25 protein-coding genes and 1 other RNA gene are annotated in these 22933 nt (G+C 26.2%); 11 read left to right on the forward strand and 15 right to left on the reverse strand.

Going from position 1 to position 22933, the window contains the following annotated elements; translation table 11 throughout:
• Positions 1 to 26: 26 nt before the first annotated feature.
• From def to tig, 3 genes are read right to left on the reverse strand one after another with little or no spacing between them, the layout of a single operon-like run.
• Positions 27 to 548 carry a peptide deformylase gene (gene def / locus ACH5BK_RS05940; protein WP_404305424.1) on the reverse strand — a complete coding sequence of 174 codons (522 nt, stop codon included), beginning with the start codon at positions 546 to 548 and terminating at the stop codon, positions 27 to 29.
• Between the two features lie 11 nt (positions 549 to 559).
• Positions 560 to 1144, reverse strand: a complete 585-nt coding sequence (gene clpP / locus ACH5BK_RS05945; RefSeq protein ID WP_404305426.1) for an ATP-dependent Clp endopeptidase proteolytic subunit ClpP — start codon at positions 1142 to 1144, stop codon at positions 560 to 562.
• Positions 1145 to 1161: 17 nt separating this feature from the next.
• Entirely contained in the window at positions 1162 to 2463 is a 1302-nt protein-coding gene (gene tig / locus ACH5BK_RS05950; RefSeq protein WP_404305428.1) for a trigger factor, read from the reverse strand.
• A 90-nt stretch (positions 2464 to 2553) separates the two neighbouring features.
• Here tig and ACH5BK_RS05955 point away from each other — a divergent pair, with 90 nt between their 5' ends.
• Complete coding sequence (locus ACH5BK_RS05955) at positions 2554 to 4203, forward strand: VWA domain-containing protein (protein ID WP_404305430.1); 1650 nt, start codon at positions 2554 to 2556, stop codon at positions 4201 to 4203.
• Between the two features lie 24 nt (positions 4204 to 4227).
• Here the strand turns inward: ACH5BK_RS05955 and ppk2 (ACH5BK_RS05960) are convergent, their stop codons facing one another.
• The 5 genes from ppk2 (ACH5BK_RS05960) to ACH5BK_RS05980 all read right to left on the reverse strand — a co-directional run bounded on the left by ppk2 (ACH5BK_RS05960) (position 4228) and on the right by ACH5BK_RS05980 (position 8873).
• Positions 4228 to 5349, reverse strand: coding sequence for a polyphosphate kinase 2 (gene ppk2 / locus ACH5BK_RS05960; RefSeq protein ID WP_404305432.1), 1122 nt, complete (start codon positions 5347 to 5349; stop codon positions 4228 to 4230).
• Entirely contained in the window at positions 5350 to 6276 is a 927-nt protein-coding gene (ppk2, locus tag ACH5BK_RS05965; RefSeq protein WP_404305434.1) for a polyphosphate kinase 2, read from the reverse strand.
• Between the two features lie 17 nt (positions 6277 to 6293).
• The gene (gene nspC, locus ACH5BK_RS05970) at positions 6294 to 7433 is read right to left on the reverse strand and encodes a carboxynorspermidine decarboxylase (RefSeq protein WP_404305436.1); all 1140 of its coding nucleotides are present in this window, start codon (positions 7431 to 7433) and stop codon (positions 6294 to 6296) included.
• Positions 7423 to 7587, reverse strand: a complete 165-nt coding sequence (gene rd, locus ACH5BK_RS05975; protein ID WP_404305438.1) for a rubredoxin — start codon at positions 7585 to 7587, stop codon at positions 7423 to 7425. The genes nspC and rd overlap by 11 nt, the downstream gene beginning before the upstream one ends.
• A gap of 83 nt (positions 7588 to 7670) precedes the next feature.
• A complete protein-coding gene (locus ACH5BK_RS05980; protein WP_404305440.1) occupies positions 7671 to 8873 on the reverse strand; it encodes a saccharopine dehydrogenase C-terminal domain-containing protein in 1203 nt (400 codons plus the stop codon).
• A gap of 137 nt (positions 8874 to 9010) precedes the next feature.
• Here ACH5BK_RS05980 and ssrA point away from each other — a divergent pair.
• The 5 genes from ssrA to ACH5BK_RS06005 all read left to right on the forward strand — a co-directional run bounded on the left by ssrA (position 9011) and on the right by ACH5BK_RS06005 (position 13427).
• Positions 9011 to 9408: a transfer-messenger RNA gene (gene ssrA, locus ACH5BK_RS05985) on the forward strand.
• Positions 9409 to 9825: 417 nt separating this feature from the next.
• Positions 9826 to 10299 carry a hypothetical protein gene (locus ACH5BK_RS05990; RefSeq protein WP_404305442.1) on the forward strand — a complete coding sequence of 158 codons (474 nt, stop codon included), beginning with the start codon at positions 9826 to 9828 and terminating at the stop codon, positions 10297 to 10299.
• 220 nt (positions 10300 to 10519) lie between these two features.
• On the forward strand, positions 10520 to 11524 hold the full coding sequence (locus ACH5BK_RS05995; protein WP_404305444.1) for a hypothetical protein: 1005 nt from the start codon (positions 10520 to 10522) through the stop codon (positions 11522 to 11524).
• A 68-nt stretch (positions 11525 to 11592) separates the two neighbouring features.
• Positions 11593 to 12486 carry a DNA cytosine methyltransferase gene (locus ACH5BK_RS06000; RefSeq protein ID WP_404305445.1) on the forward strand — a complete coding sequence of 298 codons (894 nt, stop codon included), beginning with the start codon at positions 11593 to 11595 and terminating at the stop codon, positions 12484 to 12486.
• Complete coding sequence (locus ACH5BK_RS06005; protein WP_404305447.1) at positions 12483 to 13427, forward strand: DNA cytosine methyltransferase; 945 nt, start codon at positions 12483 to 12485, stop codon at positions 13425 to 13427. The genes ACH5BK_RS06000 and ACH5BK_RS06005 overlap by 4 nt, the downstream gene beginning before the upstream one ends.
• On the opposite strand, the gene ACH5BK_RS06010 is transcribed toward ACH5BK_RS06005, so the two are convergent.
• Together ACH5BK_RS06010 and ACH5BK_RS06015 are read right to left on the reverse strand one after the other, a co-directional pair.
• A complete protein-coding gene (locus ACH5BK_RS06010) occupies positions 13414 to 14184 on the reverse strand; it encodes a hypothetical protein (protein ID WP_404305449.1) in 771 nt (256 codons plus the stop codon). The two genes, ACH5BK_RS06005 and ACH5BK_RS06010, sit on opposite strands and share 14 nt — an antisense overlap.
• On the reverse strand, positions 14177 to 14911 hold the full coding sequence (locus ACH5BK_RS06015) for a hypothetical protein (protein ID WP_404305451.1): 735 nt from the start codon (positions 14909 to 14911) through the stop codon (positions 14177 to 14179). The genes ACH5BK_RS06010 and ACH5BK_RS06015 overlap by 8 nt, the downstream gene beginning before the upstream one ends.
• A gap of 79 nt (positions 14912 to 14990) precedes the next feature.
• Between ACH5BK_RS06015 and ACH5BK_RS06020 the strand changes: the two genes are divergently transcribed.
• Positions 14991 to 15716 carry an HNH endonuclease gene (locus ACH5BK_RS06020; RefSeq protein WP_404305453.1) on the forward strand — a complete coding sequence of 242 codons (726 nt, stop codon included), beginning with the start codon at positions 14991 to 14993 and terminating at the stop codon, positions 15714 to 15716.
• Here ACH5BK_RS06020 and ACH5BK_RS06025 read toward each other — a convergent pair.
• From ACH5BK_RS06025 to ACH5BK_RS06045, 5 genes are all read right to left on the reverse strand, one after another.
• Complete coding sequence (locus ACH5BK_RS06025) at positions 15713 to 17149, reverse strand: hypothetical protein (protein ID WP_404305455.1); 1437 nt, start codon at positions 17147 to 17149, stop codon at positions 15713 to 15715. The two genes, ACH5BK_RS06020 and ACH5BK_RS06025, sit on opposite strands and share 4 nt — an antisense overlap.
• A gap of 143 nt (positions 17150 to 17292) precedes the next feature.
• Positions 17293 to 17931 (reverse strand): hypothetical protein, encoded by a 639-nt coding sequence (locus tag ACH5BK_RS06030; RefSeq protein ID WP_404305457.1) that lies wholly within the window; start codon positions 17929 to 17931, stop codon positions 17293 to 17295.
• The gene (locus ACH5BK_RS06035; protein WP_404305459.1) at positions 17888 to 18988 is read right to left on the reverse strand and encodes an FtsK/SpoIIIE domain-containing protein; all 1101 of its coding nucleotides are present in this window, start codon (positions 18986 to 18988) and stop codon (positions 17888 to 17890) included. The genes ACH5BK_RS06030 and ACH5BK_RS06035 overlap by 44 nt, the downstream gene beginning before the upstream one ends.
• A complete protein-coding gene (locus ACH5BK_RS06040) occupies positions 18981 to 19163 on the reverse strand; it encodes a hypothetical protein (RefSeq protein ID WP_404305461.1) in 183 nt (60 codons plus the stop codon). Before ACH5BK_RS06040 ends, ACH5BK_RS06035 begins: the two co-directional genes overlap by 8 nt.
• 165 nt (positions 19164 to 19328) lie before the next feature.
• On the reverse strand, positions 19329 to 19583 hold the full coding sequence (locus ACH5BK_RS06045) for a hypothetical protein (protein ID WP_404305463.1): 255 nt from the start codon (positions 19581 to 19583) through the stop codon (positions 19329 to 19331).
• A gap of 123 nt (positions 19584 to 19706) precedes the next feature.
• Between ACH5BK_RS06045 and ACH5BK_RS06050 the strand changes: the two genes are divergently transcribed.
• From ACH5BK_RS06050 to ACH5BK_RS06065, 4 genes are all read left to right on the forward strand, one after another.
• Positions 19707 to 20336, forward strand: a complete 630-nt coding sequence (locus tag ACH5BK_RS06050) for a hypothetical protein (protein WP_404305464.1) — start codon at positions 19707 to 19709, stop codon at positions 20334 to 20336.
• A gap of 301 nt (positions 20337 to 20637) precedes the next feature.
• Positions 20638 to 20880: a helix-turn-helix transcriptional regulator gene (locus ACH5BK_RS06055; protein ID WP_404305466.1), complete on the forward strand. Its 243-nt coding sequence runs from the start codon at positions 20638 to 20640 to the stop codon at positions 20878 to 20880.
• Positions 20881 to 20892: 12 nt separating this feature from the next.
• The gene (locus ACH5BK_RS06060) at positions 20893 to 22203 is read left to right on the forward strand and encodes a hypothetical protein (protein WP_404305468.1); all 1311 of its coding nucleotides are present in this window, start codon (positions 20893 to 20895) and stop codon (positions 22201 to 22203) included.
• A 49-nt stretch (positions 22204 to 22252) separates the two neighbouring features.
• The gene (locus tag ACH5BK_RS06065) at positions 22253 to 22924 is read left to right on the forward strand and encodes a hypothetical protein (protein WP_404305470.1); all 672 of its coding nucleotides are present in this window, start codon (positions 22253 to 22255) and stop codon (positions 22922 to 22924) included.
• The last annotated feature ends 9 nt before the right edge of the window (positions 22925 to 22933 follow it).

Consider the following 22933-nt stretch of genomic DNA (forward strand, 5'->3'; position numbering starts at 1 on the left):
ATAAAAGAAAAAAGAGTGTAAAAGAATTAACTTTTACCTTTTTCTTTTAACTTTTTTTTCCATTCTTTTTCGAATTTTTTTCTTTTTAAAAATGATAAGTTTTCAATAAATAAATGACCTTCTAAATGCTCCATTTCATGTTGCCAAGCAACTGCAAGAAAATCTTGGGCTTCCATAGTCTGTTTTTGACCATTTCTATCATAATACTCAACTATAATATGATGTGCTCTTTTTACTTCTTCATGGAAACCAGGAACACTTAAACAACCTTCTGTGAAAACTTGTTCTCCATCTTTATGAGTAATAACTGGGTTTATAGCCTCAATTAAATCCTCTTTTTCTTGAAGATCATTTTCATCAGGTAGACTAATAATAAGTATATTTAAAGGAATTCCAACTTGTATTGCTGCAAGCCCAACTCCGCTTTGATCAATCATTGTATCATACATATCATCTAAAAGTGTGTGAAGTTCATCGTCGAACTTCTCCACATCTTTAGATTTTGTTCGAAGTAATTTATTTGGATAAGTAATAACTTCTCTAATCATTATATAAATCTCTATTTATGTCTTGCTATAACTTCATCAACTAAACCATACTCTTTTGCTTCAGTTGCACTCATAAAGTTATCTCTATCAGTATCTTTTTCAACAGTTTCAATATCTTGACCTGTTTGTTCAGCAATCATTGCATTTAATTCATCTTTCATTCTTTGAATCTCTTTTGCTTGAATCTGAATATCAGTAGCTTGACCTTGTGCTCCACCTAATGGTTGATGAATCATAATTCTTGAGTGAGGAAGAGAATATCTCTTACCTTTTACTCCAGAAGATAATAAAAATGCTCCCATAGATGCTGCTTGACCTATACAAATAGTACAAACATCAGGTTTGATATAGTTCATTGTGTCATAAATAGACATACCACTAGTAATCACTCCACCTGGAGAGTTGATGTAAAGATAGATATCTTTATCTGGATCCTCAGCTTCTAAGAATAAAAGCTGAGCAACAACTGTAGAAGCTACTTGGTCATTTATTTCACCACTTAACATAATAATTCTATCTTTTAGAAGTCTTGAGTAAATATCATAACTTCTCTCACCTCTTCCACTTTTCTCAACTACGTATGGTATATAGCTCATTTATCTATCCTAGTTAATTATTTACCTAATTTTTCATCTAATAATTTAGAGATAACTCTCTCTTCAATCATAGACATTTTAATAGCTGGTAGGTATCCTGCTTCTTCGTATTGTTTTAATACTTCTTGTGGGTTTTGTCCCATTTGCATTGCTTCATAATATAAAACTTGAGTAACTTCTTGATCAGATACTTCAACTTCTTCAGCTTTTGCTAATGCGTCTACAATAAATGTAGCTTTTACAGAGTTTTGAGCATCTTCTTTTAATTCATCTCTCATTTCTTCTACTTTTGATGCATCTTCTTGTAATGCTTTAATTTCATCTTCACTCATAGTTCTAACTTTATTATTTAACGCATGGTTAACTTCTTGCTCAACTACAGTTGCAGGTAAAGCGAAGTCTAAAGATTCAACTAATTTTTCTAAATATGCAGGTTTTAACTCTTCTCTATAGTAAGTTACTTTTGCTTCATTAGTAATTTGCTCTTTAATTTTTTCTTTTAAAGTTTCTAAAGTTGCTTCTTCTTCATTTGGTAAGAATTTTTTAGCTAGTTCATCATTTAACTCAGCTTCTTCTTTTTCTTGAATTTCATGTAAAGTTACTTTAAATGTAGCTTCTTTACCAGCTAATTCTTTTGATTGATACTCTTCTGGGAATGTAACAACAATATCTTTTTCCTCTTCATACTTCATACCAATAACTTGATCTTCAAATCCTGGGATAAATGAACCTGAACCAATTTCTAAAGAATATTTTTCAGCTTTACCACCATCAAATGCAACACCATCAACAAAACCTTCGAAATCGATTACAGCATGGTCACCTTCTCTAACCATTCTTTTTCTTTTGATTTTTACTAATGGAGCAGACTGATTAGCTAATTCTTGTAATCTTGAAGTTACTTGCTCATCTGAAGCTTCTTTAGACTCAACTTCTGGTAATAATGCTTTATAATCACCTAAATCAATGTTTGGTTTTACTGCTACTTTAACTTCAACATCAATTGAACCATCTTCATTTTTGTCAAATTTAGAAATTGCTGGCTCACCAACCATATCTTCATTTTTAACATCTAATTGCTTTAATCCATCAGTTAAAACAGTTCTTAATGCATCACCTTCTGCATCTTCTCTTAATTTATCAGCATATCTTTGCTTTACAACTGAAACAGGAACTTTTCCTTTTCTAAAACCTTGAATATCCATAGTTTTAGCAGCTTGTTTAGCTAATTTGTCTAAGTTTGTTTCAATAGTTTGCTTTTCAACTTTTGCAGAAATTACTACATTTGCGTCATCAACTCTTTGTGCGTTAAATTCCATGTAAATTTACTCCGATTGTTATAATTTAAACCAAGATTTTATCTAAAAATTACTAAGGCTTTTATAAAATACTTTTTTAAAGGAGTTTACTTGAGTTTTTTATATATAAATGTACTTTTTTTTATGCTTATTCCAAGCTTTGTTTTATTGTTTTTAATCATCAAAAAAGGTGATAAGTTTTCTTTATATTTTGACAAAAATATTTTAAATAAACTATCAGTTTCCAATCGATATTTTTCAAATAAAGTTAGAAATATTATTTTACTATTAAGTCTTATTTTTATGATAATTGCACTTGCAAGACCAGTAATAAATGAAAAAAATTATTCTTTAAAACAAAACATAAACTCTGTAATACTAGCAATAGATATTTCCAAATCAATGTTAGCAAATGATATAATGCCAAATAGACTTATTTTTGCTAAGAAAAAAGCTATAGATCTTATAAATGAATATAATAATTTTGCAATTGGAGTAATTGTTTTTGCTAAAAATGCTTTTATACTTTCACCACTTACACAAGATTTAGAGTCATTAAAGTATTTAGTAAATAATCTTGATTATACTTTAGATTTTAATAATGGTACAAACTTATATGCAACTTTAGAAGCTAGTAATAAACTTTTAAAAAACTATGAAAATAAAAATCTTATTCTACTTACTGATGGAGCAGATAAAATTGATTTTTCAGAAGAGATAAGCTATGCAAAAGACAATAATATTAAAGTATTTACAATAGCTACAGCTACAACAAAACCTACACCTATACAGTTAAAAAACAATACTTATTTAGTAAATGAAAATAATCAGGTTGTTACAGTAAAACTAAATGAAAATATAAAAAACTTATCATTACAAAGTAATGGTGGATATATAAATTTTACTTTAAATAATAATGATATTAAGCAAATAAAAAATGAAATAACTAAATCTTTTTCAAAAAAAGATTTTAAATCAAAGAATATAAAAACTTATACAGAATTGTTTTATTATCCTTTAGGCTTAAGTATATTCATATTATTAATTGCATTTTCATCCTTTCCTTCTTTTAAAAAAAATAGTAAACCCATAAATAGCTTTTTTATAATTGTGCTATTTTCTTTTATATATCCTAATACATTAAAAGCTGAAATTTTTGATTTTTTACATATTAAAGAAGCTACGAAAGCCTATCAAAATAAAAAGTATGATGAAGCCTATAATGAGTTTATTAAAATTAAAAATACTAATGAAAAAGAATATAATATTGCTAATACTTTATATAAACAAGCTAAATATAAAGAAGCTATAAAAAGATATAAAAATATAAAGAGTGAAAATAGAGACTTTGAATTTAATAGACTACATAATATAGGAAACTCTTATGTAAAAAACAAACAATATGAAGAAGCTATAAAAAGCTATGAAGATGCACTTAAAATAAAAAATGATAAAAAAACAAAAGAAAATCTTGAAGCAGTTAAAAACTTTTTAAAGAATAAAAACAAACAAGAGAAAGAAGAAAAAAAGAAAAATAAAAACACTAAAAATAAAGATAAAAACAATCAAGAAAAAGAACAAAAGAAAAATAAAGAAGAAAATACTAAAAATAAACAAGAAAAAACAAAAATAGATAATAAAAAATTCATTTCTAAAAAAGAAGAAGATAAATGGCTAAAACAGATTGAAGATAAAAAACCAAAAGTATTTTTACAAAAAGTAAAAAGCAAAAAAAATGTAGATTCCCAAACTGCTTGGTAATCTACATTAAAATAAATCTAAAAACTAGTAGTTTTTAGATTTTCTCATTTGAAGTAACTCTCTTTGAACAGAAATATTCACTTCTTCATCAGCTTCAAAATCTAATGAATAATTTCTTCCATCATAATCAACAGAATTTAAAATAACTTTCATAGCTTCAAGTCTAGCTTTATGTTTATCATCACTTCTAACTATATGCCATGGAGCAGATCTTGAAGTAGTTCTTCGTAACATCTCATATTTTTTTTCTGAGAACTCATCCCATAAATCTTGAGCTTGCATATCAACTTCTGAAAACTTCCATTGTCTTAAAGGGTCATTGATTCTTCTATCAAATCTTCTTTTTTGTTCTTCTTTTGATACAGAGAAATAAAGCTTAATTAAAATCATTCCTTGTCTTACTAAATCTTGCTCAAAATTTACAACATCTTCCATAAAAATCTCATGTTCTTCATTTGTACAAAATCCAAAAATAGGTTCAACCATCGCTCTGTTATACCATGACCTATCAAATAATACCATTTCTCCACCTGTTGGGAAATGTTCAATATATCGTTGGAAAAACCATTGGTTTCTTTGTGTTTCTGTTGGTTTACCTAAGGCTACAACTCTATAATGCTTATTATTCATATATCTAGTGATTCGTCTAATAGCACCACCTTTTCCTGAAGCGTCTCTTCCTTCAAAAAGAATTATCATTCTTTTGTTTTCTTTTTCAAGGTAGTTTTGAAGTTTAATAAGTTCAATTTGATACTTTTTTAACTCTTCTAAATCATAAATCTTTTGAATACCATAAGCCAATGTTTCTGGATGAATTTTTTTGTAATCACCTAAAATATCTATTAGTTCTTGGTTTTCTTTCTTTAGTTTTTCTAACTCATCATTTATATGTGTATTTGTTTGAACTGACACTTCTTTTGTATTTTCCTTTGTCTTTTTTGAAACAATTGATTCTTTAAAACTTTTCATAAGTTCTAGTGCTGTTTTTTTAGTTAGATTATCTTTTTTTGTATAACCTAAAACTTTTACATATCTTTTTCTTTCAAATTGAAATCTAGCTATATATTTTTTTCCAAAAACTGGATGCGTAGCTTTTGAAATATATAAACCACTATAATTCGTTTTTTCAAAATCACTCAAGTTCATCTATTGAGCCTTTGCGAACTTATTTTCTTGTTCCATAATTTCAATTTCTCTTGTACCACTAATTAGAACTTCATCATCAACATTGTCAATAACTTCATGTACTTTATTTGGATATTCAATATTTGATAAAATATGCTTAATACAATTTAATCTCGCTTTCTTTTTATTATCACTTCTAATTACAGACCATGGTGCATGTTCTGAATTTGAAGCCATTAACATTGAAAACTTAGCTACTGTATATTTATCCCATAAGTTTTGTGATTCTTTATCTACAGGTGAAAGTTTATATTGTTTTAATGGATCAACTTCTCTTTTTTTGAATCTTCTAGCTTGTTCTTTTTTCGAAACAGAAAAATAAAATTTCATTAAAATAATTCCTGATTTAACTAACATTTTTTCAAATTCAGGAACCTCTCTTAAAAACTCATGGTGTTCTTCTGTAGAACAAAACCCCATAACAGGCTCAACTCCACCTCTGTTATACCATGATCTATCAAATAAAACTATTTCACCTGCACTTGGAAGATGCTTAGTGTATCTTTGAAAATACCATTGAGTTTTTTCAATATCACTTGGCTTTTCAAGAGCTACAACTCTTGCACCCCTTGGATTTAGATGTTCAGTGATTCTTTTAATAGTACCACCCTTACCAGCAGCATCTCTACCTTCAAAAATCATAAGTACTTTAAGCCCTTTTTCTTTTACATGGTTTTGAAGTTTTAAAAGTTCAATTTGTAAGGAAGTAAGTTCTCTTTCATATTCTAAAGTCTCTTTTTTTACCCAAATTTGAACTTTTTTACCTTTATGTTTAAGTTCTTCTTTTTTTCTATTTTTATTTTTGAAGTCGTGTTTTATATCATTTTTTGTATCTATTTCTTCGTGATCTTTAAACTCTTCATTTATAATATTTCTTTCTTGCCCCATTGTATACCTTTATTATTTTATGATAATCTTCTTTTATATTCATTATATCCAAAATTGTTTACAACTTGGTAACACCCATTGTCTTTTTTTAACACAATTGCTGGTAACTTAATTCCATTAAATGTTGTAGTTTTTACCATAGTATAATGAATCATATCTTCTAAAATGATTTTATCTCCAATTTTTAACTCTTTATCAAAAGAATAATCCCCAATTATATCCCCAGCTAAACAAGTATTACCAGCAAGTCTATAAGTAAATTGTTTTTCATTTGCTAAAGCACTATTTCTTACATCTGCTCGATAAGGCATAGCTAAAGTATCAGGCATGTGAGCCTCAGCTGAAGTGTCTAAAATGGCAACTTTCATACCATTATCAATAATATCAAGTACAGTTGCGCTTAGGTATCCAGTTTGCCAACCAACTGCTTCACCAGGTTCTAAATATACTTCAAGATGTGGATATCTTTTTTTAAAACTTTTTAAAACATCAATCAATCTATTTACATCATAATTTACTCTTGTTATATGATGTCCACCTCCAAAGTTTACCCACTTCATAGAAGGAAGAAATTCACCGAAGTTTTTCTCAAAATTTTCTAAAGCACCCTCAAGTACATCTACATTTTGTTCACATAAGGCATGAAAATGTAAACCCTCAACTCCTTCAAGTTCATCTTTTTCAAAGTTTGCTTTTGTAATACCAAGTCTAGAAAAAGGGGCACAAGGATTATATAAATCAACCTCAACAGAAGAATATTCAGGATTTACTCTAAGACCAATAGAAGTCTTACCAAGTGCTTTATGTTTTAATCTTTTTAGTTGTGAAAAAGAATTAAAAACTACATGATTTGATAAAGATACAATTTCATCAAACTCTTCTTCTTTAAAAGCAGGAGAATAAGTATGCACTTCCCCTCCAAACTCTTCTTTTGCTAAAATTGCTTCATGAAGTCCTGATGCACAACAACCTTTTAAATATTTTTTACAAATATCAAAAGTACTAAAAAGAGCAAAACCTTTTAAAGCTAAAAGTATATTTACACCAGCTTCATCTTGTACTCTTTTTAAAGTCTCTAAATTTTTTATAAGTAGTGCTTCCTCACAAACAAATGCTGGACTTGGAAGCTGTTCATTTTTAACAATATTATTCTTCAAGTGGTTCAAAATCCTCTTTATCTACACCACAGTCAGGACATTCCCAATCTTCTGGAATATCCTCAAAAGCAGTTCCTGGTTCGATCCCACTATCAGGATCACCAATTGCTGGGTCATATACATAATCACATACTGTACAAATATATTTTTGCATTTCATATCCTTTTTTTAGTATGAACTATTATACCCCTAATTCAAATAATAGAATACTTAAAGAAAGCACTATTTTTTATTATTTTATTCAGTTGGTAAGTCTATTATCTTCCAAGGTAAGCCTTGAGTCATTAACTCATCCATAAATGGCTTAGCATCAAACTCTTCGATATTAAATACACCTTTTCCATCCCAAATACCTTTATAAAGCATTTTAGTACCAATCATTGCAGGTACTCCTGTCGTATAAGATACTGCTTGTGCTCCTGTTTCTTTATAACACTCTTGATGGTCACATACATTATAAATATAAACTTTTTTCTTTTTACCGTCTTTAATACCTTCTATAATACAACCAATATTTGTTTTACCAACCGTTCTTGGACCTAAAGAAGCTGGATCAGGAAGTAATGTTGCTAAAAATTCAATAGGAATTATTTTTTGTCCCTTATGCTCAACTTCTTCAATACCTAACATACCTACATTTTGTAAGCAATTCATGTGTTGAATATATGAGTCTCCAAATGTCATAAAAAACCTAATTCTTTTTAAGCCTTTGATATTTTTTGATAATGACTCTAGCTCTTCATGATATAAAAGGTATGATGGTTTTACCCCAACTTCTGGATAATCATGATCAACTCTGATTTCAAGTGGTTTAGTCTCAATCCATTCACCATTTTCCCAGTATCTACCATTTGCAGATACTTCTCTTAAGTTAATTTCTGGGTTAAAGTTTGTAGCAAATGGGTATCCATGATCACCTGCATTACAATCCATAATATCAATATAGTTTATCTCATCAAATAAGTTTTGAGCTGCATAAGCACAAAATACACCTGTAACACCTGGGTCAAAACCAGAACCTAATAAAGCTTTAATTCCAGCTTTTTCAAACTGCTCATTTCTTGCCCATTGTTCTTTGTATTCAAACTTAGCTTCATCTGGGTGCTCATAGTTTGCTGTATCAACATAATCAACGCCTGTTTGTGTACAAGCATCCATGATTGTCAAATCTTGGTAAGGAAGTGCTACATTTAACACTACTTTTGGATTTACTTTTTTTATAAGCTCTACTAGCTTAGGAATATTATCAGCATCTACAGACGCAGTATCAATATCAACACCTTGATTTTTCTTAATATCAGCAGCAATAGCATCACACTTTGAAACTGTTCTTGATGCTAATGTGATTTTCTCAAATGTATCGATATTCATAGCACATTTAACAGTAGCTACTCTACTTACTCCACCTGCACCGATGATTAAAATACCTTTTTTATCCATTTTTTTCTCCAAATTAATATGTGTGATATTATAAACTTTTTTTAGTAAATAACTATTGAATTTTTAATTTCATTTTAATTTATTTGTTTTATACTATTTTTTAAGAAAATTACGATATAGTTTCAAATATTTTTCATGGGGATGATATGGCTTCGATTAGAGCATTGAGGCTTGATTGCATGTCGGCCTGAGCATGCCGTTACGCGGCTCATTTTTTTTAGACGCAAACAATACAAATTACGCTCCAGCTTACGCTAAAGCTGCGTAAGTTTAACAACTTATAACGAGCTCCCTTCGGGTTGAGCTTTTGGAGGTTCGCTCTGTAGATTCTATCTATGCAGGATTTAGCGGATTCACCCAGATAGATTACCAAAAAAAGATTGATTGAATTTTTTTGGGACATCCTTAGATCTTAGCTTTTTAGTTGCCTTGCAGGTTGAGCTGCTAAAAAGTGAAACTTTTCAACCTTTCTAAGCATGTAGACGTCAAGAGTAGATGCTTTAAGACTCCGGTTCGATCCCGGACATCTCCACCAACAACCTCACACCAACCTTCAAATTGGGATTTTATAACCATTGTAAATATTTTACCTACCCTATTCCTACCTATTTTTATTTTTTATAATCTTTTTTAATTTTTGTTATCCCATCTAAAATAAAACAATAATAATTAAATTTTTAAATTTACATTTAAATTAGTTTCTGTTTTTTGTCATTTCACTCTATTAAATTATTGACAGATACTAAAATAAAACTATTGCTATTTTATATTTTATTATAAGTCAAAATTAAATCCTTGCATTTCTACAAAAACCAGATGAAACTAACAGAAGAGGTAAAACCTTAAAAAGTTTTTTGAGAGTTGTTTTTATTTTTTAAAATTAAAAAAAGAAGATAAGACAATCCCCTCAAAAATCTTCAAAAAAGGTAAAACAATTTATAAAGGAATGAAGATGACACACTCACAAATTGAAGAACAATTTAAAGGTATTGAAGGAATAAATGAAGCTAAAAAGATATATAAACAATTAGCTAAAAAACTACACCCTGATGTTAGAGGAAGTGATGAACTTTTTAAAATGTTAAATAGTATATATAACCATATTTTAGAAAATGGTATTTACTTTTCAAATGAAAGTAAGTTTGATTTAGAGTTAGAAAAAATCATATCTCAAATATTACATTATGAAAATCTAATTATTAAAGTTATTGGTTCTTGGATTTGGCTAAGTGGAGATACAAATTCAATTAAAAACAAACTAAAAGAACTAAACTTTAAATGGGCATCAAAAAAGAAGATGTGGTATTATAGAGAAATGAGAGGTAAAAATCCAAAAGAAAAAACACTTGAAGAAATTAAAAATAAATATGGTTATGAAACTGTAAAAACAAAAAATTTATTAGACTTACAATTAATTAGTAAATAACTTATCTATATTAAATAAATATTTATAAGTCATGCTAAATTTACTAATAATCAGTATTTTATGCATTTATTTAATTTTATTTATGAGCCATTTTTGGTAGAATATTTTTTTATTTTAAGGGGCAAATATCGAAACAATTAATCATAATCTATCTATTTTAAGTTTTTCATATGGACTATTAAACAATATAAATACATATACAGACAGTCCAAAGAATTTATTGAGTTATTGTAAAAAAAATTTTAGTAATTGTGAGAAATTAACAAGAAAAGAAATTAGTAAAAAAACTGTCTTTATAGATGAAGAATTTGATATTATAAACAAATCTTTAATTCTTGCTAATTATTTAAAAGAAAATCAGTTAATTGACTTATCATCAATTAGTGTAGAAATTTTAAGTTTAAATGAATTAAATACTATTGGAGATGTAAAAGTAAATGAAAAAGTTTTTGACATAAATTTAACTTCAATTAGACTAGGTAATTTAGAAATCTCAAAATTTTTATTTCTATTAACACAAACACCTAAATACAACGGTAAAAACATAATAGAAACTTTTGCAAAAGAAGATTTAGATATCACATTCAGAAAAGGATGTGATATTTTGATTAAGGAACTATCAGAAAATTCTTATGAAGCAAGATTAACAAAGGTTTCATATTCTAAATCTATTGATAAATTATATTTCTTTTATCAAGGGCAAGAATTCTATATTGATGATTTTTCTACTATTTCATATGATAAATTTTTTAATACTATTCCTAGCTCTTATTTAAAAGTTTTTTCTGATTGTTTTAATGAAAGAGTTAAAAGTAATTTGGAATATATTGAAGAAAAAAATAGTTGTTTATTGAAAGTACAAGATAAAATTGAAAAAATAATTAAGAATAAACCTCAAAATATATCTTTAAATAATCTACTCTATTCACTATTTAGATTTACTATGAATTCTTATTATTTGATGAGTCTAAATAATTCTAATGTTGAATGCTTTAATATTCCTTCTAGAAGTGAATTTAATAATAAATTTAATGTTTCATCAATTAATCAAGAAGTTAAAAATGGAGAGTTAATATTAAGTATAATTATTGAAGATATTAATAACTTGAATAAATATGAGCTAAAAAATATTTTTGATTATCATAATGGGGAGTTTTATCAAATCCCTAAAATTAAATCAGTTATAGAAAATGATTTAATTTTAAATATTTACGATAAAAAATAATTACAATCTGTAAGATTTTTAATAAATTTTATTAAAATTGTATATACTACTAAAAAAAGGAATAATTATTGAATATTTTAAGTTTATTTGATGGTATTTCTTGTGCTCACCTTGCACTTGAAAAGCTAAATATACCAATATCAAATTATTATGCATCAGAAATTGACAAATATGCAATTAAAGTTTCAAAGGAAAATAATCCAAATATAATTCATTTAGGAGATGTAAGAAATATTGACCCTAAAAACCTTCCAAAAATTGACTTATTAATAGGAGGAAGTCCTTGTCAAGATTTGAGTAATGCTCAAAAAGGAGAAGGATTAAAAGGTGAAAAGTCAAGATTATTTTACGAGTATATCAGAATATTTAAAGAAATAAATCCAAAATATTTTTTACTTGAAAATGTTCAAAATAAATGGGGTTCATTAATGAGTGAAATAATTGGAGTAGAACATACTTTAATCAATTCATCATTATTTTCTGCTCAATCTAGGCCTAGATATTATTGGACAAATATTAAAGTTGATAATTTACCTAATAAACTTCATAAAGAAAAAATTAAAGATATTAAGGAAAGTAATGTTCCTGAAAAATATTTTTTAAATAAAGAACCTGTTATAAAATTTTTAAAAGAAGTAAGTATTGATAATAATAAAACAGAAACAAAAGAAGGTATCAAAAAACTATTTGATTTACCCAAAGAAGTTCATAATGATAATGAAAGACAAAGAAGAGTTTATTCATTAGAAAGTAAATCACCAACAATTTTAGCAAGAACAGATACTACAAAAATATTTGATAATGGAAGAATTAGAAAATTAACTCCACTGGAATGCGAGAGATTACAAAAAATCCCTGACAATTATACTAGTAGTTGTAGTGATACTCAAAGATATAAAATGATAGGGAATGCTTTTACTGTTGATACTATTGCACATATTTTAAAAGGAATAAAATATTGAGTAATAAGTTCAAGTTTATTGATTTGTTTGCAGGAATAGGTGGATTTAGGCTTGCCCTTGAAGAAATTAACGGCGATTGCGTTTTTAGTAGTGAAATTGATAAATTTGCTCAATTAACTTATTATGAGAATTTTAAAGAAAAACCATTTGGAGATATTACAAAGATAAAGGAAAGTGAAATTCCTAACCATGATATTTTATGTGGTGGGTTTCCTTGTCAACCTTTTAGTATTGCAGGATTAAGAAAAGGTTTTGAAGATACAAGAGGAACTTTATTTTTTGATGTATTAAGAATTCTTAAAGAGAAAAAACCTAAATCCTTTATATTAGAAAATGTAAAAGGCTTAGTTAATCATGATAAAGGCAACACATTTGATGTTATAAAATCAAATCTAAAATCACTTAATTATGAAGTATATTATGAAGTTTTAAATACAAAAGATTTTAATATTCCTCAAAATAGAGAAAGAATTTTTATTGTTGGATTTGAAAAAAATAAAGTTAAAAACTATAAAGAATTTAGTTTTCCTAAAAGAATTAAATCAACATTAAAATTAGAAAATATAATTGATTATAATAATAAAAACTCTGATATAACAGATACGGTAAGAAAACATTTAAAATCTCATATAGAAAATAACAAAATAAAGAATATAAATAAACATACAATTATTACAGAGGTTCGCCCGTCAAGATGTAGTAGTCGTTCAGATAATATTAGTCCTTGTTTAACAGCAAAAATGGGGACAGGTGGTAATAATGTACCAATTATTTTAGATTTAAAGCGAAGGATTTCAGAAGATGAAGCATTGCAAATAATGGGTTTTCCTAAGAACTTTATCTTACCAAACTCTAAAAATCAATCTTATAAACAAATAGGGAATAGTGTATCCCCTAAAATTGTTAAACTTATAGGGGAAGAAATTATTAAGGTTTTATAACTACTGTAAAAGATGTTCCATTACTTCTACCTGAACCAGTAGTTATAGAATATTTAGATGGATAACAATCTTTAATTAATTTGCCCTCTTTATACAAATAATTCACAAAAAAAGGATTTTCAAAAGCTCCTACACCTCTAAATATAAAGTCTGATATATTTTTGTCATTATTAATAATATGTTTAGTTAAAGAGATGGCTGATTGTTTAATTTCTTTATAATTATTTAACTCTAATTCTTCTTCATAATTATGTATATCTTTTAATTCAATTAACTTTTCTTTAACTTTCTTTTCATTAGTTTTCCATTTCTCTTCAATAACTTCATTTTTATGAAAATCACTTTCTTTAACAAAATATTGTATTGCACAACCTAATTCATAATTCCCAAAAACTTTACAAAAAGGTTCTTGACTCATTTTATGATAAGTAAAACTTTTTGATTCTCTTTCTTTCACTGAAATTCCACTATTTTCTATATAGTCAAAAGAAATATTTTGTCTCTCTAATATCTTTTCATCTATAAAATAATCTTCTAAATCAATTTTATCATTTGTTTTAATTATAAATATATCAGTTTTAGGAGATTCTTTTGATTCATGAACCTTAGAATATTTTTTAGATGAACATCTTACAGCAAAAAGATTATGATTTTCTCCAAAGTCTAAAATTTTCCAAAGTTCAGATTGTTTATCTCTATTTAACTCTTTTACTAAATTTATTTCTTCTATATCACCTTGTGCAGTTCCCTTATTCATCTCTTGCCTTTTTTATATCTTCTTTAATACTTCCCCATTTTAATTGAATTACACCTCTTTTATGTTCTGATTTATCTCCACCATTTATATTTCTATTCCAAGCTTGAAAAGATAATCTACCAATAGGTATTGCACCATTACTATTATTCTCACTTAACCAATCTAATGCTTTTTCTGATTTACAACAAACACCTTCCATTTCATTTCCATAGTAAATATAGTCAGAGGAAAAAGTCGAACAGTCAGCACCATCAATAACAAATCTTTTTATTAAATCTTTTTTTAATGGTGTAAAAAAATCATTTATTCTTTTTATAATATCTGGATGTTGTTTTTTAAATTTTGGAGCACTTAATCTATTTTTTACTTCACCTGTACCATCAAAAGTATCATCTCCCCAAATGAAAAACTTTATGTCATTTTCTAATTGAGCTGTTATAGAATAGTTTTCTTTCAAAAAATCAATAAATTTACTTACTGGCTCCTGATGAACACTATTACCAGTTCCTTTTTTAATAGAGTATGTATAACTTTCACTACCAATTGTTATTTTTAAATCACTTTTATTCTGTCCTGCTTGTTTTTCACATAAAATAGTTCCATTGTAATTAGTAAAACAATATTTTATAAGTTCTTGTAAATTAGTATTAATTTGATTAAATGTCTTATTATGAAGAGCATCTATTATTTTATCTTCATTATCAAAGCCTGATTGATTATTTCCCATTATATCTCCTAATTTTTTTGTTTATCATAGCAGACTAATGTTTAAAAGTTATTTTTGTATAATCAATAAAAGGATTTTAATGCCAAGAATTACACTAAAAATTATTGAAAAAATTTATGATATATCAAAACAAGTTTATTTTTCAGAGTTGTCTTTTAGTCAGGGAGTAGATTATCTTGTTAATACATATGATATGAATAAAAACTCAATGGCTGATTATATATACGCTTTTAAGCATTTAATGGATGGGGAAGAATATACAAGAACAATTAGTTATGATGGCACAAAATTTTATTTAGAAAATATATTAAAAGACTTTGGAATTGATAGGTTTAATAAAGCTTTAACTTCTGTAAGACTTCATATTAGCTATTATGAAAGTCTACAAAATATCACAATGAAAAAGCAAAGAAAATTATTAGAAGAACTTGAACAAATTAAAGCTAATAATATTGTTTATCCTGACGAGATTTCTAGTAATGAAGTAGAAAAAATTTTGGAGGGAACAAAAAAACAAGTTCTAGTTAATATCTATGAGCGTGATACAAAAGCAAGACAAGCTTGCTTAGATGAATTTGGTTATACCTGTAAAATATGTAGTTTTGATTTTGAAAAGAAATATGGAAAACTAGGAAGAGAATTTATTCATGTGCATCACTTAATTCCTTTATCTGAAATAAAAGGAGAGTATGTCGTAAATCCAATAAAAGATTTAATACCTGTTTGTCCAAATTGTCATGCTATGTTACATAGAAAAGTTCCAGCATATAAACCGGAATACATTAAAAAAATTATTAACAATTAAAAGTTATTAAAAATCTTAATTTTATTCTTATTAAAAGTCATGTTTTTAAAGATTTTTTTTTCTATGATTGAGATTTTATTTTTGTTATTTCTTGATTCCTGTTCTCTATCCCATTTTAATTCTTGAATTGAATATAAGTCTTTTAAATATGGTTTTTCCTTTACGAACTCATAATCATATAAATCAATATTATCTGAATTTTCTAATCCTGTATAGTAATAAATACTTCTAATGAAATCATTTACCATTTTGACATAATCATTATCAGTCATATTTTCATTTATTTTTGACTTCTCACAATATGTTTGAGTATCTGAAAACCTATCTTTAAATACTTCAACTGAGTATTTTTTTGTGTCTAAAACTTCAACCCATTTAGCATCTGATTTAAAATTTTTTCTGTAATAGATACAATTTCTTATTTTAAAAAGTGTTGTTCTTTTAAATAGTTTAGCCGTATAAAAGATAAAACATTTTTTTTGCTCAGTTTTTGGTCTTAATCTTATATCCTCATTTTTATATTTATAAACTATATTATAAAGTTTTGATGAAGTTCTATATAGAATATCTTTTCTAATGCCACAAGAAAAAAAATCTAATGAGTATTGACACCGTCTAATTTTTAATTTTGAAAATATAGCCATTTCTTTTGAAATTTTATTAGGTGTTTTACTCTTCAAAAGATATTTAAATACATATTTTGTAATATTCTTTTGAGTTTTTGGTTCTTGATTTAAAATCTTAAAATATATAAAGTTCCCTTTACCCATTTCATTTATATTTTCAATAGTATATAAGCCATGTTTTTTAATAAGTTTTAGCTGAATATATCTATTATTAACTCTAATTGTAAAACCATTACTAAAAAGTTCTTTTACGTATTGAAAAATAGGTTTTGTAATAGCTAATTCAACTCTTGCTATTTGATTTGACTTCCTGCGATGAATAATAGATTTAAGATAATGTTCTATCTTACTAGTATTTGAAAGAATATCTATATTATGAGAATGTAGATTACATGCTTTCGTAAGTTCATACACCCTTATAAATTTAAAGTCTTGTTTTTTGTTATTGAACTTGAACTGCTTTCTATATCTATGAAATTTTTTAAAGCATTCATACTGTTCTTTAATTTTATTATCTATTAGAGGGAATGTTCTATCAGTTGAAGTGATATTTAGAGATGGATTAATAGTAGCCGTTTGAAAAAACACTACTTTATTTTCCATAATCTTTGATATTGAAAAAATCTCACTTTGGACTTGTGCATTATAAACCTTTGATTTATAATCCTCGATTTCACTTAATGTAAAAGCCTTATTTTCATTCTTTCGTTTAAATAATATTTTTTGAGAAAACAACTTATTTTTAATATTTTTTTCATTGAATTTATTCTTACTATCTTCAATGTATCTATCGACTAAACTGTTCATTTTTATTCATACCCCACTTTCTTAAATATATACATTTTAATAAAACAAGGAATTATTTCAACGTATTTACTAATAAAAAAATAGGAACATTGAGAACCTTTTGTTACAAGACAAATCTCTTCACAAAAAGAACCTCAATAACCCTATTTTAACAAGTTTTTTATATGATTAATCTCTTCTTCTATCTTTGATAACTCATTTGCTTTAATATTTCTTTTTACTCTTTGTATTTCAGTTCTAATTTGAGAAGCTAAAACTTGATTATCTAATTGTTTAGTTCTATCCCATAAGATTTTTATTTCCACATCATAATTCAATGTTTGAACTGTCTCATCTAATTCATCAACAATTAAATCTTGAACCACCTCTTTTAATACATCTAAATGCTCGGTATCTTGTAAATTAAAAAATGACACTTGAACTAAGGTGTTCTGCCCATTATCACCATTTTTAAAATATAATCTTCCTTTTGGAAACTTTTTAGGATTAATTCCTTTTTCTTTTAACTCTTCACTACTACCAACCATTTTATTTATATTGTCACTGTCATCCGTTTGCATAACACCTCTTGAAGATAAATTTGTCAATATTGAAGAAGGAATAGAAGTATTAAGAGCTTTTTGTCCTATAAATAACATTTTAATCTTGGCACGTCTTGATTTTTGTCGTAAATCAATTAGTATTCTTTCAACCTCTTTTTTAATATCCTTATTAGATATTGTTCCAAGTGTTCCGAACTCATCCCATAACCATAAATATATAATTACCTTGGTATAACACATCTCCACTATCTAAACTGTCACTTTCCATTTCATCATACCTTTGATACATAATTTCTTGGAGTTCTTTAAAGGTATTTAATATCTCTTCATCACTACTTGCATAATGAACTTTTTTTAATTTTTTATATCTTCCAAATTCAGCTCTTTTTGGGTCGATTAAATAAAATTTATCTACTTTTTCGTGATTGTAAAATAGTGAGAGTAAAAGATTTTGAGTATAAACTGATTTTCCTGCACCAGTAGTAGCCACTGTAATATAATGTGTCATAGATTGTATATCAATATAAAAATCTTGTTTATGTTTATCAATTCCTAGGTGTATTTTTCCTTTTTGAAGTTTTGATTTATCGAATGGAACCAGATTAGGAAGTTGTGTAATAATTATTGATATAGACTTATCTTTGTATCTTTCAACCTCTAAACTTTCATCTTTTAAATTCAGATACTGTTTAATATTGTCTAACTCTTTAACATATATATCATAATTAATTTTTGAACAGTTTTTATAAATAATTTGGTTGTCACTTAGTTTGACAAATCTATCATAAACCTTTTTTTGTTTTGGCTCTATTCCAATGGTATTAAATATATTAAAATGAATGGGTATCAGATAATATTTAATATGTTTTATATAGTTATATAACAAGTATATAAACAAAGCCATTGCACCTAAATAGCATAATATAAAATTGGTATTTTTAATCTCTTGGGAATAACTGTATGATAGTTTATAGTTAAATAGATTATTGAAATACTCTTTGATTGAAAATTCATACTGCTCTTGCATGATATTCTCAAATTGAACTTTTGAATGAACAACAAAGTCACGATTTAATAAACTTTTTTCTTTTAAGTCAATTGAATACATATCTCCATTTTTATCAGTAATAATATAATGTTTGGGAACTTGTTTTAAAGTAGTTTTATTAATATAACTTTGATTAATTATATCTGTATTAATGACTAAAATCGCTGATATTATGAAAAACAGAATAACTGATACTATAAAAAATATTGAGACTTTTTTTAAATGGTAAATGGTTATCTCTTTATTCATAATAAACCTTTAACCATTCAACATATAATTCATATTCTGCAATTACATATGAAGATATAAATGCTATTAAAAATACATCCATTAATCGAACTATTTTTATAACGTTATCATCATAGCAAAGCTTATACAAAAACTTTTCAGAAGTTGTATATTCTCTATTCTTTAAATACATCAAAACTCCTTTTATAATCTCGCCATCCACGTTTAATAATGTCGTTATATAATTTGATTAACTTGATACCACTTTTTTTATGATAGGTTCTAATCTCTTTTAAAATTTGTTTGTCAAGATAAACATTAATTTTATGCTTATCTTGATATTTATAATTAGTAGTTTTCATTATTTAATTACTATTTTCCCACGTTGTTTATAAAACACATTTCTATCCATCGCAGAAATAGTTATTGGAACTTGAACTTTTGTTCCCCTTGCTAAGTTTGTAATGTCTTGTGTTGGTTGAAGTTTAACTTCGATTATTGATATACCTTTTGTTTCATCTTCTTGTAAAAACTGTAATTTATGAATTGTTTCACCATTGAACTCTGATTTTTTTAAGAAGTTAATCTCTCCCATTAATAATAATTGACTGTTCATTTTGAATATCCTTTTAGTTTTTTTTTGATAAGATTTTTACTTATCTATAAACATTGTAAGAAAACTCTTACAGTGGAAAAATTTCAAAATTAAATGTATTAGATTTTAAAGAAGTAGGAATATATGGAAGTAAATAAAGAGTTTGAAAACGTAGAGAAATTTTCAAAAGAATTATCTGCGAAGAAAATTGCTAATGATAAATTAGGTTTTAACACATCAATAAATAGAGATGAAGCTGTAATTATTGTTTATAATATGAAGAAGTTAAAAGCTAAAGCATATAATATTGATATGATGAACTATAACTATGGGCACTTTCAATATCATAACTATATAGATGACACTGCTGATACATTTAAATTAAAACACTTTAAAGAGTATATTTTAATTTATTCTAATATGCTTTTTAACAAAGAGAACTCACAAAAATATTATGACTATGTAATAAATACCATTTCAAATCTTTCAAGAACTCTATCAAAAGAGGAAAAAGAAGTTTTAATTACTAATGTTACTCAATTAGAAAAACGAGATATTATTTATGAAGAGCTTTATAAGATTGGTTGCTCCGAAGAAAGAGCAAAAATAGTTTATACTACTATGTTTAATAGTGTTGCTCTTTTTAATTTGACTAATGCCGAGAAGATAGAACAATATAAGTCATACATAAACTTTGATGTTAAAAAATATAATAATTATAAATTAAATAAAACTACCAAAGAACTTAATCAAGATAATGGTATTTTTTTCTAAATTTAGAAACTTCATACTCAAAGATTTAAACCAATTAAAAATAGACTGACTATACTAAAAGTCTATTTTTTATATCAATTCTATATCTGACTATACTAATTTTATTAAATCACATATCTTGACTATACTAACTTTTATAAAATAATTCTGTCTAAAAATTACAACTATACTAACTTTTTATTTTTCTAAATAATTTAATATTCTGACTATACTAAAATTACATTTTTACACTTACACACTCGATAACATCGCTTCTTATGCTTTCTATATGATTTCAGAATATGAAATTAAAGGAGCTCATATGAACAATTTTTTTTATGAAAAACTCTATGAAGAGCTAAGTGAAAGATATCAGAAATCTACACTTACAAAAAAAGAACTTGCAAGTGAATTAGGTATGTCTGTTTCCTCTATTAATAACTACATTGTTAAAGGAGTAGGTATTCCTGAGTATATAAAAGTTGGAACAGGGAAAAACGGAAAAGTTTTATTCCCAGTTGTAAATGTTGTTGATTATTTATCAAATACTATCAAAGTGTCGTAAAAGGAGTTCATTATGACAAAGAATCAAAAAACCTTATCAGTATTATTTATTTTATTATTTATGACTAACTCAAATAAAAGAGTTTTAAAAAAGGGGTTCAAAAAACTTCAATTGAAAACTGTTGAAAGAAGTTGTTTAATATTAAGAAAAAATATAGATAGAAAAACCATTTCTTTACAAATGTATGTTAATCAATCATTAATACAATATTCAAGAGATGAAGATTTGTTTTTAGATATTCAACAAATGACTGATGAAGAGTATGAACAATTTCTCAAAAATAAAGATAATAATATAGTAAATGTAGAATCATTTAAAGATGATGGTGATACTAGTAGATTTGTGTTTATTATTTATAGTGGTGGAAAATCTAATCATAAAACCATGCAACAAGAAGAATTAATAAAAATTCTTACAAATAATCCAAATATTACAAAGTATTTTGAACCATTTTTAGGTGGATTTGGGTCAGTTTATAATTCACTATCTGTATTATTAAAATATGGAGTAAAAGACATATTTTTATCCGATACTAATAACTCACTAGTTAATTGTTATAGACAAGTTCAAAGAAACCCAAAAATAGTTCAAAAATGGTTGGCATCTATTGATATAGAATATTTTAGACTTTATGGGAAGTATTATCCTGATACAAAAGATGAATCAAAAGAGTGGTTTGAAGAGATTCATAGAAGATTTACAGAATTAGAAAAATCAAAGAAAATGAACCCTAAAAGGGCTGCATACTTTATGTATCTAAATTCAAATACCCAAGGTGGTATGTTGAACTTCAATATGAAAACCAAGTTAAATAAGATGCATCACAGTTTCTGTTCTAAAAAAGTTAAAAGAGTTCCATTATTGATTAATAAAGTTGAGATTTTTCACAAAATCTTCAATATGGGAAATATCAAGTTTTCTGTATGTAGATATGAAACTGTTCTTAAAAAAGTTAATAATGATACAAACTCATTAGTATTATTAGACCCACCATACGTAAAGTATGAGGAAGAGAAAACTTCTGACAATATTTTAAGTTGTTCTTACAACTATGGTATTAACAACTTTAATCACAGACAACTATTAACAAAAATGAAAAACAGTCAATGTCACTTTATGTATTACAACAACCATAACCCTTATATAGAGGAGTTTTCACAAAAACATTCATATAAATACATTAAGAAGGATGTTATTTATAGAAATGGAAAGGAGGGTAAAAAAAGTGTTGAGATATTTATGGTTAAAGACAATAGTAAAGTAACGTCTAATATCGTAAATAATGTTGATTTCTTCAAAGAAGAAGTTCAAAAAGTATCATAGAATTTTCTCTATGGTTCATTATTAAAATATAAATTAAAAGGAATTTATTATGCAAGCTGAATTAACAATTCAAAATTTAGAAAATTATAAAGAAGAGGTTTTTTATTTTCCATTAGATAGTGATGAAATTACTACATTCTTAGATGATGATAATAGTGAATATAAAATCACTGATATTGAGGATGAATATAACTTTTTTATGGATTTAGAGGGATACAACTGTTCATTAAACTTTTTAGATGATTTTTATGAGTTGATTGATAAATCTGATAATGTCAAAGATACTATTAATCTATTATTATCTGTTTCAGAACGTGAAAGTTATAGTATTCATGAACTACATGAACAATTTGATAATATTCAAAATTCATATGAACTAACTTCATTTAGAACAGTTGAAGAGTATTTTTTTGATTTAATAGTAGATAATGAATTTCCATATATGAATTTCACTCCTCAGTCTTTACAGTATTATCTTTCTAATGATAGTAAAAATAGATTAGTTAGGGATATTAGTGCAGGTTCAGACGACTATGAACTATTGGATAGGTTATATGAATCAGATACCTATGGATTTTTATTAATATTAGATGAATATGATTTTGATTTAAAAAAAATAACAGAAAGATATTTAGACTATTCACTTATTGCCAGAGATTTACGTGCAAGTGGTTTTTTAGTATCTGAAACTAAATATGGTGTCCTCATTTATCATGGTTAATATTAAGAG

The sequence above is a fragment of the Arcobacter sp. YIC-80 genome, from assembly GCF_044841725.1.
Classification (GTDB): Bacteria; Campylobacterota; Campylobacteria; order Campylobacterales; family Arcobacteraceae; genus Arcobacter_B.

Bases quoted from the DNA above. Each gene is read 5' to 3' on its own strand.
- ACH5BK_RS06055 (WP_404305466.1), top strand. From the start codon at position 20,638: ATGAACAATTTTTTTTATGAAAAACTCTATGAAGAGCTAAGTGAAAGA.
- ppk2 (WP_404305432.1), bottom strand. From the start codon at position 5,349: ATGAACTTGAGTGATTTTGAAAAAACGAATTATAGTGGTTTATATATT.
- tig (WP_404305428.1), bottom strand. From the start codon at position 2,463: ATGGAATTTAACGCACAAAGAGTTGATGACGCAAATGTAGTAATTTCT.
- ppk2 (WP_404305434.1), bottom strand. From the start codon at position 6,276: ATGGGGCAAGAAAGAAATATTATAAATGAAGAGTTTAAAGATCACGAA.
- def (WP_404305424.1), bottom strand. From the start codon at position 548: ATGATTAGAGAAGTTATTACTTATCCAAATAAATTACTTCGAACAAAA.
- ACH5BK_RS06045 (WP_404305463.1), bottom strand. From the start codon at position 19,583: ATGAACAGTCAATTATTATTAATGGGAGAGATTAACTTCTTAAAAAAA.
- ACH5BK_RS06065 (WP_404305470.1), top strand. From the start codon at position 22,253: ATGCAAGCTGAATTAACAATTCAAAATTTAGAAAATTATAAAGAAGAG.
- ACH5BK_RS05980 (WP_404305440.1), bottom strand. From the start codon at position 8,873: ATGGATAAAAAAGGTATTTTAATCATCGGTGCAGGTGGAGTAAGTAGA.
- ACH5BK_RS06015 (WP_404305451.1), bottom strand. From the start codon at position 14,911: ATGGGAAATAATCAATCAGGCTTTGATAATGAAGATAAAATAATAGAT.
- ACH5BK_RS06050 (WP_404305464.1), top strand. From the start codon at position 19,707: ATGGAAGTAAATAAAGAGTTTGAAAACGTAGAGAAATTTTCAAAAGAA.
- ACH5BK_RS06010 (WP_404305449.1), bottom strand. From the start codon at position 14,184: ATGAATAAGGGAACTGCACAAGGTGATATAGAAGAAATAAATTTAGTA.
- ACH5BK_RS06035 (WP_404305459.1), bottom strand. From the start codon at position 18,988: ATGAATAAAGAGATAACCATTTACCATTTAAAAAAAGTCTCAATATTT.
- clpP (WP_404305426.1), bottom strand. From the start codon at position 1,144: ATGAGCTATATACCATACGTAGTTGAGAAAAGTGGAAGAGGTGAGAGA.
- ACH5BK_RS06025 (WP_404305455.1), bottom strand. From the start codon at position 17,149: ATGAACAGTTTAGTCGATAGATACATTGAAGATAGTAAGAATAAATTC.
- ACH5BK_RS05990 (WP_404305442.1), top strand. From the start codon at position 9,826: ATGACACACTCACAAATTGAAGAACAATTTAAAGGTATTGAAGGAATA.
- rd (WP_404305438.1), bottom strand. From the start codon at position 7,587: ATGCAAAAATATATTTGTACAGTATGTGATTATGTATATGACCCAGCA.
- ACH5BK_RS06060 (WP_404305468.1), top strand. From the start codon at position 20,893: ATGACAAAGAATCAAAAAACCTTATCAGTATTATTTATTTTATTATTT.
- ACH5BK_RS06020 (WP_404305453.1), top strand. From the start codon at position 14,991: ATGCCAAGAATTACACTAAAAATTATTGAAAAAATTTATGATATATCA.
- ACH5BK_RS06030 (WP_404305457.1), bottom strand. From the start codon at position 17,931: ATGTGTTATACCAAGGTAATTATATATTTATGGTTATGGGATGAGTTC.